The organism is Verrucomicrobiota bacterium, from assembly GCA_027622555.1.
Taxonomy (GTDB): domain Bacteria; phylum Verrucomicrobiota; class Verrucomicrobiia; order Opitutales; family UBA2995; genus UBA2995.
Genome location: JAQBYJ010000147.1, coordinates 1 through 11,091 on the forward strand (window position 1 = coordinate 1; position 11,091 = coordinate 11,091).

Here is an 11,091-nt window from a genome sequence, read left to right on the forward strand (position 1 = left end):
CGCATAGTAGTCCGAATATCACAGGCCGACACCGGCTTATTCAACCATGGGCGTATTCTGAGCACGCTCAGATACACCCTCTATTGTTCGAGTTCTTTGTGTCCGGAAACCTCCACCTTACAGCCAGATCCCAAATTGTCGGGAAACCAGACGAAGGTCCGCCCCCGCCCGTCCTTGACCGAAGGAGCGGCTAGGCATTCGCAACCAGACTCTATAAGTACACGTCCACAGGCCTGAGAAAGCGTTTCGTTACTGGCCTGATTTACTTTTCGCCAGTCTTCCTTCAAAAACTCGTCCATCTCCAACCAGGAAATCGCAGAAACCAGATCGGCCAAAAATATCACCTTCGAGAAGGAGGCAAGAATCTCAACCGTTACCCGCAGATTCTGACGTGGTTTCTTGATTCCGTAATAGGAAAATCCTCGCCGCGTTTCCTTAAGAGCAATCAATTCAGTCGAAGCCCCATAAACCAAACGATGCAAACCCGGCCGCATCCAACGGCTACCAAACCGGCGGGAACCTTCTCCTGAAATCAATGCTTCAGGCCGAGCCCACTCAAGCTCGACACAACGATAAAGAGGACCCTCCCATGGTTGAAATAGACCGCCAATTACCGCTCTTATTTCGAGTCGCAACTGTTTGTATCGGGGATGTTCCTTCAGTGTCATCATGGGGAACTTTAAAATCAGATGTCGTCAAGCTTCTCGCTAACAGAAAAAGTAAGATGTGTGCGATAAATACCTACCCGCTTTTTGCCTTCTACGAATGAATCCATTCTAGCCAATCATGAATAGTTGGACTTGTGTTCAGGTCCCTCAGATTCAAAAAACTCTCTCCTGCAGCAGTAGACTCAAAGTTCCAGATTCGCGTTGTTCCAATCTTCGGACAGGGCTTTGAAGTAAGTTCGGAAGCTGGGGGATTTCCACTTTGTGCCCAGTCGGCTAAAGCGTTCCTGCACGGAAATATGCACAAGATCATCGGTCTCAAGGTGACGGTACCGCTTGCCGCGAAACTTGTAGATACCCGTCGGTTGCGGATGCTGGGTCGCGGTGGGAGTGTTGGACAATCCCTGCTCAAGCCGTGGCTGAAACACAAGGCCACGAGTTCCTGCCTCACGGGCGATCCAGGAAGCCGGGATCTCGGACAGACGATGGTCATCCTTGTAGCCTCCGCCGACATCACTGTGGACCCCTGCAAACCAAACCTCTTTCAGATCAATACCCGGCTTCTTGTCCCAACGTGTCACAGGAAAGTCCTTCCGACATTCATCAATCGCCATCGCGTGTCTTGCGCAGCGAATGATGCTACTCGGTGAGGTGTCGTGAAACAGATACTCCGCATTGTCGAGCAAGCCAAAAAATGTGATAGGGACTCCCAAGGTTCCGACCGTATCCCATACACCCAGAAACTCTATTTGAGTTCGGTCCTCCCAGGCATATTTTTCGCGAAGCTCTTTCGATGTGCGATGATCCGGCCCCGTGCTCGGCTGACGCTTCCGGTAATGATCGTAGGCGGATGAAATCCGCTCAGCAAACTCCGCCTTCAAAACACCGCAGTTGCGAATGAATCCACCCAGTGAACGAACCGTGTACGCACCACGACTAAAACCAAAGAAATACAACTTATCGCCGGGCTCGTAGTTGTGAACAATGAACCGGTAACAATCCATGATGTTCTTGTCGATCCCGACACCGGAAACACCTCCCGCTACCTTCTTACGATCCGACCCGACCCCCCAATCATAAAACACCACCTGCTTCTTTCCGCCACCATCGCGCGGCGCAATTGACCGTGCGAAGCGAAGCACATTCGTGGCCCGTTCATCTTCGGGTGAGTTCCACGTACCATCAGAGCAAATAACAATCTTCTTCATATCCGAAACGATAGGAGTGTTCCGGACTGACCGTCGAGGATTAAGCAATCCGAAGCCCAATCTCAACCCTAAGACGATCTATCTGTCCTGAGGTCAAACCTGCCACGACTTTCAGTTGAAAATGTCCCATCCCTCTGGACAAGGCCTTGACCCGATTCTTGCCGTTACGGTTTTTTGCCTTCATCCTCATCCAATCCTTCGAAAAACGCATCCTTGCTTTCCTTCAATGTATGTTTGATCTCACCCCATATTTCTTTCGTTCCCGATTGCAGACTCTGCTCGGCATTCTCTGTTACTCCCAGGATTTCACGGAGCCTTTGCTTTGCCTCATCCCGTTTTTGTTTCAGGCTGGCAATCCTTTCGCCAAACTCCTGATCCACCATTGCCTTCTGTTGTTTGACCGTCTCCTCCAACTCATCGATCTCGGTATTACATCGGTCTAAACCGGCTTTAAGCTTGGTCACCATTTCATTCCTCGTTGTCGTCATAATCGGGGTCCTTTCATTTTATTAAATTTGGTCTAGTTCCAGCCTTGGACCTGAATGTTGTAATCGGATCCGGCGTGGTGGTCGAGTTTGAACCCAAAGAGTCAGGCAATTACTTCACAAGATCCTGTATGGAATATTTTACCATCGTCTTGCTCCGGGGAAGAACATGAATCTGCTGGAACATTCCCTGTGGATTCGCCCATGACCCCTTTTTGCAACCCCAAAAAAATGTTTGGCCAAAAGATAAGAAATGATTAGTCTGAACCTATTAACTATCGATCTTAAAATAAAACCACTATGAACATACCTCGTCGCAACTTTTTAAAAACCACGCTCGCCGCTTCCGCAACCACCGCAGTGGCTTCTCAAATTTCCGCCGCCGGGTCCACCGGCACTTCCCGGGAATATTACGAACTTCGCTGCTATCATCTGAAAGCGGACACCCGGCTCAAGACTGACGCCAATCCGGCATTGCTCGATGCCTATCTCCAACAGGCCCTTCTGCCCGCGCTCCGAAAAATCGGCGTGGAAAATACCGGTGTCTTCACCGAGCTCGAGGTAGACAAGAATGCCGGCACGAGCACGCCGAAGCCCGGGTCTCCAGTCTGGGTGCTGATGACTCACCGCTCTCTCGAAACCTACGTGCAGGTAAGCGCTGCCCTCAACGCCGACCCGTCCATCCAACAAGCGGGCACCGACTACCTGCAGGTTCCCAAGTCGACACCCGCGTTTGAACGGATCGATAGCTGGCTGCTGCTTGCGTTTGCCGGCATGCCCCAACTTGAAGTGCCAGCCTTTTCGCGAGACCGGATAGCGACCCGCGTTTTAGAGATGCGCGATTATGAGAGTCACAGCGAATTGAAAGCACTAAACAAAATGGCCATGTTCAACGACGGCGAGATCTCACTCATGAAAGATCTCGGCATGAGTCCGGTCTTCTTCGGTCAAGCTCTCTCCGGGCCGAACCTGCCCCACCTGCGCTACATCACCAGCGGCCCCGATCTCGCCACCCACCTCGCCAACTGGAAAAAATTCGGCCCCGCTCCCCGCTGGCAGGAATTGAAAAGCAATCCCTTTTACAAAGACAATACGTCCCGTAACACCGCTCGCTTCCTCACACCCAAGCCCTACTCGATCCTCTGACCCGCGGGAACCCAAGTCGGCGCTTTCGCCAACAAACGATGGGTTAGTCCATACTCAAAATGCGTTCCTAGCCTCTTGGTTTTTCCGAGAGATCAGAATCCCCAATTGTTTGAAACAAGAGACCCTAAACGTTAACTTATCCGAACCCAGAGAACCCTATGTCAGAATTTCCAGCGCTCGATGAATCCATGAAATCCGTGGAGAACTATTACCGTGAGAGAGGTATTTTTCAAAAATCCTTCGGGATGGGGAAACGTCCGGCGATTGTGGTGGTGGATTTTGCCTATGGTTGGACCGACGACACCTACGCCGGCGGATCCAAACGCCTCGACGAACCGGTCAGGCATACCCAGCAGCTCCTGAATGCCGGTCGCAGAAAATCGATTCCCATCATATACACAAGCAGCACCTATCGACCGCAAACCGCGGATCAGCCCATAAAGTCAGCCGCGGATAAATCGCCGAATATCCGCGCCTGGGACGCACACGCCTGTGAAATCGACGAACGGGTACAGCCGGAAGCGAAGGACCTTATCATTCTAAAAGAACATGCCAGCGCGTTCTTCGGAACTCACCTGGCCCCCTACCTCATCCAAAACGGTGTCGATACTGTTCTTATAACCGGATGCAGTACCAGCGCCTGCATACGTGCAACCGCAACCGATGCCGGCGCATATCGTTTTCGGCCCATCATCGTAAGGGAATGTGTGGGCGACCGGGCAGAGGCGGCCCACCTCTGGACCCTCTTCGATATTCAGGCCCGATTTGCCGATGTCATTAATATCGAAGCAGCCATCCAGTACATCGAAGCGCTTGAAGATACGAGCCGCACACAGAGCTAACCTGAATTTCTCACCGTGGGAAATGCATGCTAGCTATGTTCGGAGGAACAAAGTGACTACCTTCTCTGATTCAAAATGAATCAGAAACAATATGAACTCTGACGCGAATGGTCCTTTTCCTTTCCTCAATGCGGACTATAAAAAAGGGAGAGGCCTTTAACCCCTCCCTTCAGATAATCGGTTTGATCGAAACTACTCAGCCGTTGTGAATGGAACTTCAATGGCAGTCCGGTTACCGCTGGTTTCCTCGGCAATTATTTCAACCTTGTAATCCTTGCCAGGTTCAAGGAACTCGTGGGGCACGCTGACACCGGTTTCTCCGGGAAGCATGATCACGGTGAATACCCGGAGTAACTCATCGTCTTCGTCTTTTTCCACGACCACTTCATAAAATTCAATGACGCTGTCGGGTGCATCCGGATCTGGAACCTCATCCCAATCCAGTTCCAGGTCGATGGTAGAATCCACTTCTGCGTCTTCTGCGGGTGAATTCAGCTCTGCTTCGTCCGGTAAATCATGGGTCAGGGTGGCTTCACCTACCAGCCAATCTTTCTCAACGGTTCGGGCATAGTAGAAGTATTCCCCTTCCGGAAACAGAGCGAGAAACTCCTCTTTGGGAAGTTCGTCAAATGACGGTTCAGCACTTTCGCTAAACAATTCGGTCAGGCCGATAACCTTCCCCAGATTTCCCTTGACCTTAACATCCAGCAGGCGGCGGTGCTTTCTGTCGGTGAGGACTAGCCAGTCCCAGCCTTCCCCATCCACTTTCAGATGCAATCCAAGATCTCCATCCGTTGCATTCTGCTCAAGAAAGAGTTTGGCTTCGTCAAACTCCAGAATGTCGCCTTTTTTGCCTGCCAGAGATGCCGGCAAACTCACAAGTATCAGCATGGCTGCCATCCAGCCTGCCAAGTTTAACCTATAACGCTCAGTTTTCATATTAATACTCCTCTAATTTTTGGGGTTGATTTGCTCGTCGGCGGTAAGACCACCTTGTAATACTACCAGTAAATAAAAGCATCCTTAACAGAACCTTAATGGTGAAAGACGAAAGGAGGATCGCGGATGAAGAGGACGGTAATCATACGCGTTTTTCAGACATCCGCGGTCAGACAGCATCCGAGGCCCTCCTTTTGCAGCAGGATTGACTGTTTGCCCTATCGGTTTCTCCCCATTTTACTTTCCTGTTGAATGGCGGATGGGAACCGTTAAGAACCTACCTATGAAATACGTTTACTTGGTAGCTCTTGGCATCGCTTTCTTTTTTTCCTATGCCAGTCCGTCGGCACAGGCAGACGTCAGCCAACCGAATATTATCTACATTCTGGCGGACGATTTAGGCATTGGTGAAGTCGGTTGCTATGGTCAGCAAAAGATCAAGACACCGCACATCGACCAACTGGCCGCCGAGGGAATGCGTTTCACCCAGCACTATTCAGGTGCCGCAGTATGTGCGCCTTCCCGCTTTACCTTTATCACCGGTTTACATATCGGTAAATCCGATACCTACGGTCAGGGCCAACGCCTCAAGTCCGGTGTCCAGATCCTGCCAAAGTTGATGCAGGCAGCGGGCTATACCACGGGCGCCTTTGGGAAGTGGGGTCTTGCCTGACAAAGGTGGAAACGATGTCGAGTTCTTCGATGGAAACGGCCCCTATCGCGAAACGAAGTTCACCTACTACGAGGGAGGCATACGGGTACCCATGATCGCACGGTGGCCGGGCAAAATCCAGAAAGGCTCGATCTCCGATCACATCTCCTATTTCCCCGACATGCTTCCGACCTTCACAGAACTGGCAGGCATTCAGCCAACCCACCCTGTCGATGGTATTTCCATGCTCCCAACCTTGCTCCAAAACGGCAAACAGGAGCAGCACCCGTTTCTCTTCTTTTCCGGGGCCCTGCGCATGGGCGATTGGAAACTGGTGCGCGGGAAGGATCAGGACGAGCTATTCAACCTGGCTCTGGATGTCAGCGAAACCACCGACCTGAGCAAGCGCCACCCGGATGTGCTGGCACGACTCATCAAGGTCTGGGGAGCCAACCAGATCCAAGAGTAATCGCTGAAACTTCGAACCGGCCGGAGTTTCTCCAAACTGCGGGGCTTTTGTTTAGCTTTTTTATACAAATCCAAGGTAGGGACCGATCGCCGAGCGGTCCGCTTCATTATACAAATCCAAGGTAGGGACCGATCGCCGAGCGGTCCGCTTCAGATGAGTCTGAAAATAAAGAGGCAACAATGCCAGGGATCTCCCCGCAGAAAGAATCACCCCCAGTCAATAAAAAGCCGAAGAATCGATACCTGTAGATCCATTCCTCGCTTATCCCGGATGGAATATCAAAAGGACCGGGGAAAGTGGCATCAATGTCATCAACCCGAAAGAACTCTGCAGTGCCTTATCGTTTTTCCCAAATTAAATTTGGATCCAGAGAAAGTTAAAACTATCAACCCAGTCTTGGCGAAAATTCGATACCTAAATTAAGGGAAATAATTTTAACAACATTCACTGTGTCACTAAAAGCTTCTATAGCGGCTTGTGAAGAGTCGAAAAACTTCGACTTCACTTTGTCGAGATCCACCGTGTCGCGCCGTAGCCTTGCGCGAAGGCGGAAGGTGTGTCCCCGTTCTGACTCTCCCCGTTCTGACTCTCATGTGATTGGGCGATGCGTTGAGTGAATATGATAAACTGTCGTGTTGGAGGAAAGGAGTTACTGCTCGGTCGTTTGCAGCTTCCAGTCCACGTATTGAAGGTAGTGCTTGGCCATTTTGTATTCTGCGTCGGTCGGTGTATAAGGGAGTCTATGCACAACCTCCAAATCAATTCCCGTCGATTCACGTACTTGCTCAGTCATTGATTCCGGCAATTCCATCAACCGGTCAATTCTGTAATCATAGTCCCACAAGAATTGGCCTGGCAGGCATCCTTCTCCGACCACTATCTCATACCAGATTTCGTCCGTGAGTATGGCCGAGCGGTGCACAGTCGGGTCGGAATAATCGAGTGGTAGTTCTCCCAAAATTGCAGCCTTTATTTCTTCACCTGACACACTTTGAAGGCACAAACGATCAAAGCTGGTCCAGGCAGCTTTTCTCGCGCTATCCCCAAAATTAGAATCGCCCAGTTCGATTTGAATCTGCCCAAAACAGGCATTGAGAAGCTCGAAAACGATAGCTTCCTGATACCCGGTATGCCCCTTTTCCGGAATCGGTGTATCCTCAAGCAGAGCCTGCAAAACTTCAAACAAGGCAAAGACAACCTCTTCCTTCTCCATCCTACAGACAATGTCCTCCACAAAAGTGTCTGAGGGGGAGCTATCCTCCTGCATATCCATCAACAAACCCAGCGGGTAAACCAGCGCCGAAATATCGAGGAGTTCATACTTCAACCCCGCATCATCTATTTTGTGAGGACTATTCCACATCGGATACTTATGTTTAAAAGCTCATCTACCAATGCTTGGCAATCGTCGAAATACCACCCTTAGGCTTAATCTTTTTCTCAAGCATTCTGCCCGCTTGAAGGTGTTTGAAATCCCGTAAGTATGCACCATCTGAAAAGGGCTGAGCGCCCAGTCGAAAAAAGAAACACTTAACAACCAGGTCCGGCACCTTTTCTGCCCTCGGCACCTTTTCTGCCCTCGGCACCTTTTCTGCCCCCGTCACTGTTAGAGTGAAAGCACAGGTATTGAAGAGACTCTGGCCGAATCGCTTCGGCCTGCCCTCAATGATCTGCGAACCGTACAGATCAGGATTTCCCTCCAATAAACTTGGGGCTAATGGTTACTTCTTTTTAGCGACCACTTGTTTAGCTTCGTTGGCCTTTTTCTTTTTCGCGTCGGCCTGAGTAACTTTAGCTTGTTTCTGAGAGGAGTTCTTCTGTTTGGATTTCGGGGATTTATCGCCCATAATGATGTCTTTCTTTCGACTGTTAATTAAACCAGGACACGTATTTGTTTCCTTCGAAATTCCAATCTGCCCGACCATTCGACCAAAGTAAATGATGGACGTAAGAATATCCTGTCCCATTTGGCCCACCATCCGGTAGATCTCAAAACATGAGTTTATCCGCCAACGCTAAACACAAGGTCCGTCCCCTGCGGCTGTCCCCCTTTTACCAACAATCACTGTGTCACTCAAAGCTTCTATAGCGGCGTGTGAAGGGCCGACCCTCTGGGATTACCCTTAAGCGCCTTGCATGCGGCAGATGATTTCCCAAATCATCGTTAATATGGATCCGGTAACTCCAATTTATGGTCACATTCTTAACCACTAATCAAAGCTTCCAGGATTGAGAGGAGTCACCATCGGTTCCGTAAAACCGAAACTCAATAAAGTGAAGCTGCCAGAAAGCAGAAGTTAGTTTCTCAACCGAGGTTAACTTTTGCGTTCGTTCCCCTTTATTGCTCCCCCATAATTGACTATCGGAAACTGCGAAATCACTTACTCTTTATCCGGACCGCCAAAACATCACAAACAGAGTTGTGGAGAACACTGCTAGCGGTTGATCCCAAGAGTAATTGTAGACCATGTTTCCCGTGAGACCCAAGCACCACTAAATCAATCTTATTCTCGGCGCAAAATTCATGTATCTTTGATGCAGGTCGGCCTTCCAGGAAGTGACTGTCAGTCTCGGCTATGCCTAGCTCTGTTGCCAACGCGATCAATTTTCTCTCACTTTCTGATCGATAGTTCGCCTCCAATTCACCGATCTCGTTCACAAATTGAATTCCATCACCTCCGGCGACCATATTAATAGGTTCATGAACGTGAATCAATTGAAGTCTTGCGTCATGCAGCTTGGCCATCTTCCTAGCTTTCTCGATGACCGCCTCGCCGTCTTTGTGAAAATCGACAGCCAATAAGATGTTCTGGTATGTATTTGCCATAGTCGTATTTTATTTTTGTTTCTGAGTGCTAAATGTAGCCTATAATTAAAACCTCTGTAGTCAAGCGACCCCCCTGAATTGATCCAGAAATAGTTTAACAGCAAACCCTCGCTACCAGGTCATGCATACTTCAGGTCTTATCGACCCCTGAGGCGACGCGCAGAACAGGTTTATATCTCTTCCTGGCCGTCTGGCGCCGAGCAGGAAATTCCTGGCAACTAACCAGCCTTCAGTCCGATCTTCCACCACCCGTCAAATAAGGGAAATCGGATAGATCTTTTCTGAACCTGTTTAGCCACCGGTGGATAGGTTGACCGCTATGAAAACACTTAACCACTCGGTCCGTTCTCTTGGCACTCCTCCCCCTTTTCTCTATCAGGGCGAAAGCGGTGAGTGAGCCCTTTGAGAAAATTACGCAGAAATTGATCACCACACTCCACAAAATGCTTATGGGTGGGTGTACGAAAGAGGGCGCTTATTTCGCCTTTTGATATTTTGAACCCCACACTTCTCATTGTAACCATCATATCGGTATCTCTCATTTCAAATGCGATACGCAATTTCCGAAGGACCATATTATTGTTGATCGTAGCCGTTGAGAATTTTCCAGCGGAACCATCGCTTGGTCCGCGACGTTCCAAAATCAGTCCATCTAAAAACGCGTGAAGGATTTCTGCAGGGCACTCGATAAATCCTTCATCCCCTTCGTTTTTGAGAATACCAACCACATCGAGAACCGACAATTCAACACCACCTCCTTTGATCATCTCGACCACTTCTCTGTTTTTAATTTCAAGCGTGTATCGCACGCTTTTCATCACTTCGTTGTTTGTCATTCGGTTTCTTATTGTTGGGTAAGTCGTTTCAGAAGTGAATTAAAAATTAAACGGGCAGACCCAAAGGGAATTTCGGAGATATAGGGCAAGTGGTTAATATAACAAACGCATACTCTCGGAAACCCACAAAGATCAGCGGACTAAACAACTAGGCCCGACACTTTTTGGTTATTGGGTAGGATGAATTGCGTTCAAGCTGATTTCAATTCGAGCATTGCGTGCCATGCAACCAGATCAATTTTGAAACATTACCGATGTCCTCGGATCATACCCTTAGGAGAATGGCTTTACACGGCTTAAGCTAACGACTGTATTACGCCCTTCCGGTTTTGTTGTTTTTCATGGAATGAACTTCTAAACCAGAAGACCGGGAAGTCCACTCTTCTTACGACTTATGATACCGGCAAAGCCCAACGATTTGTAACTCTCGACATTAAACAGGAGGTCACTGAGAGAATGGAGAATACAGCCAATTTAATTCCTCCTCTCCACAGCTTTCAATGATTCCTGTTGTCGAGATCCAAGGTGTGTCCCCCTCGACCCCTCCCCAGATTACCAACAATCAAGGGCAGACCCTCTCCGGCTTCCGCTATTATCAATCTAGCGTTGGTCAAGATGATCACTTATTATCTTCTTAAGGCGGTTCTTGAGAAACTTTGAGTTTAATCCCCCCCGAAGAATTCTAGCTAAAAGTTCAGGTGTAACAGATCCTATCGGAGAACAATATCTTCTCTGAGTAGCATCCTGAATCGCATATTCCGATAATTCCATCGCTTCTCTGTACAAGATGGGTAAGAAGGAAGGGGTCGGGTAAGAAGGAAGGGGTCAATCCAATACCTTTGTGGGGTAAGAAGGAAGGCGCTTCGCTAAAAGGGTCAATCCAAGCTTCGCTAAAAGAGCTGCTAAAAGGGTCAAGAGCTGCTAAAAGGGTCAATCCAATACCTCTGTAGTAAGCTTATTGAAGTAGGGCTGAACCGAGGTGCGTTTCCCACGTAGGAATTCTGATACGTAGCGAGCCACAG

General features: G+C 49.2%; 12 protein-coding genes. 4 read left to right on the forward strand and 8 right to left on the reverse strand.

The genetic code is table 11. From position 1 onward, the window contains the following. Positions 1–80: 80 nt before the first annotated feature. The 3 genes from O3C43_22590 to O3C43_22600 form a co-directional block, all read right to left on the reverse strand. Positions 81–671, reverse strand: coding sequence for an RES family NAD+ phosphorylase (locus O3C43_22590; protein MDA1069280.1), 591 nt, complete (start codon positions 669–671; stop codon positions 81–83). A 179-nt stretch (positions 672–850) separates the two neighbouring features. Beyond that, positions 851–1,873, reverse strand: a complete 1,023-nt coding sequence (locus tag O3C43_22595) for a DUF2235 domain-containing protein (GenBank protein MDA1069281.1) — start codon at positions 1,871–1,873, stop codon at positions 851–853. Positions 1,874–2,037: 164 nt separating this feature from the next. Further along, positions 2,038–2,361 (reverse strand): hypothetical protein, encoded by a 324-nt coding sequence (locus tag O3C43_22600; protein ID MDA1069282.1) that lies wholly within the window; start codon positions 2,359–2,361, stop codon positions 2,038–2,040. A gap of 297 nt (positions 2,362–2,658) precedes the next feature. Here O3C43_22600 and O3C43_22605 point away from each other — a divergent pair, with 297 nt between their 5' ends. Next, positions 2,659–3,504 (forward strand): NIPSNAP family protein, encoded by an 846-nt coding sequence (locus tag O3C43_22605; GenBank protein MDA1069283.1) that lies wholly within the window; start codon positions 2,659–2,661, stop codon positions 3,502–3,504. A 158-nt stretch (positions 3,505–3,662) separates the two neighbouring features. Continuing rightward, a complete protein-coding gene (locus O3C43_22610; GenBank protein MDA1069284.1) occupies positions 3,663–4,346 on the forward strand; it encodes an isochorismatase family protein in 684 nt (227 codons plus the stop codon). 192 nt (positions 4,347–4,538) lie between these two features. Here O3C43_22610 and O3C43_22615 read toward each other — a convergent pair whose 3' ends face one another. Continuing rightward, positions 4,539–5,285 carry a hypothetical protein gene (locus O3C43_22615; protein MDA1069285.1) on the reverse strand — a complete coding sequence of 249 codons (747 nt, stop codon included), beginning with the start codon at positions 5,283–5,285 and terminating at the stop codon, positions 4,539–4,541. Between the two features lie 283 nt (positions 5,286–5,568). Here O3C43_22615 and O3C43_22620 point away from each other — a divergent pair, with 283 nt between their 5' ends. Continuing rightward, complete coding sequence (locus O3C43_22620; GenBank protein ID MDA1069286.1) at positions 5,569–5,958, forward strand: sulfatase-like hydrolase/transferase; 390 nt, start codon at positions 5,569–5,571, stop codon at positions 5,956–5,958. After that, entirely contained in the window at positions 5,951–6,406 is a 456-nt protein-coding gene (locus O3C43_22625) for a sulfatase-like hydrolase/transferase (protein MDA1069287.1), read from the forward strand. The genes O3C43_22620 and O3C43_22625 overlap by 8 nt, the downstream gene beginning before the upstream one ends. A gap of 649 nt (positions 6,407–7,055) precedes the next feature. On the opposite strand, the gene O3C43_22630 is transcribed toward O3C43_22625, so the two are convergent. The 4 genes from O3C43_22630 to O3C43_22645 form a co-directional block, all read right to left on the reverse strand. Beyond that, the gene (locus tag O3C43_22630; GenBank protein MDA1069288.1) at positions 7,056–7,769 is read right to left on the reverse strand and encodes a hypothetical protein; all 714 of its coding nucleotides are present in this window, start codon (positions 7,767–7,769) and stop codon (positions 7,056–7,058) included. Positions 7,770–8,127: 358 nt separating this feature from the next. Further along, complete coding sequence (locus O3C43_22635; protein ID MDA1069289.1) at positions 8,128–8,373, reverse strand: hypothetical protein; 246 nt, start codon at positions 8,371–8,373, stop codon at positions 8,128–8,130. A gap of 410 nt (positions 8,374–8,783) precedes the next feature. Then, the gene (locus tag O3C43_22640) at positions 8,784–9,233 is read right to left on the reverse strand and encodes a universal stress protein (protein ID MDA1069290.1); all 450 of its coding nucleotides are present in this window, start codon (positions 9,231–9,233) and stop codon (positions 8,784–8,786) included. 329 nt (positions 9,234–9,562) lie between these two features. Next, a complete protein-coding gene (locus O3C43_22645) occupies positions 9,563–10,069 on the reverse strand; it encodes a DUF1456 family protein (GenBank protein MDA1069291.1) in 507 nt (168 codons plus the stop codon). Positions 10,070–11,091 lie beyond the last annotated feature (1,022 nt).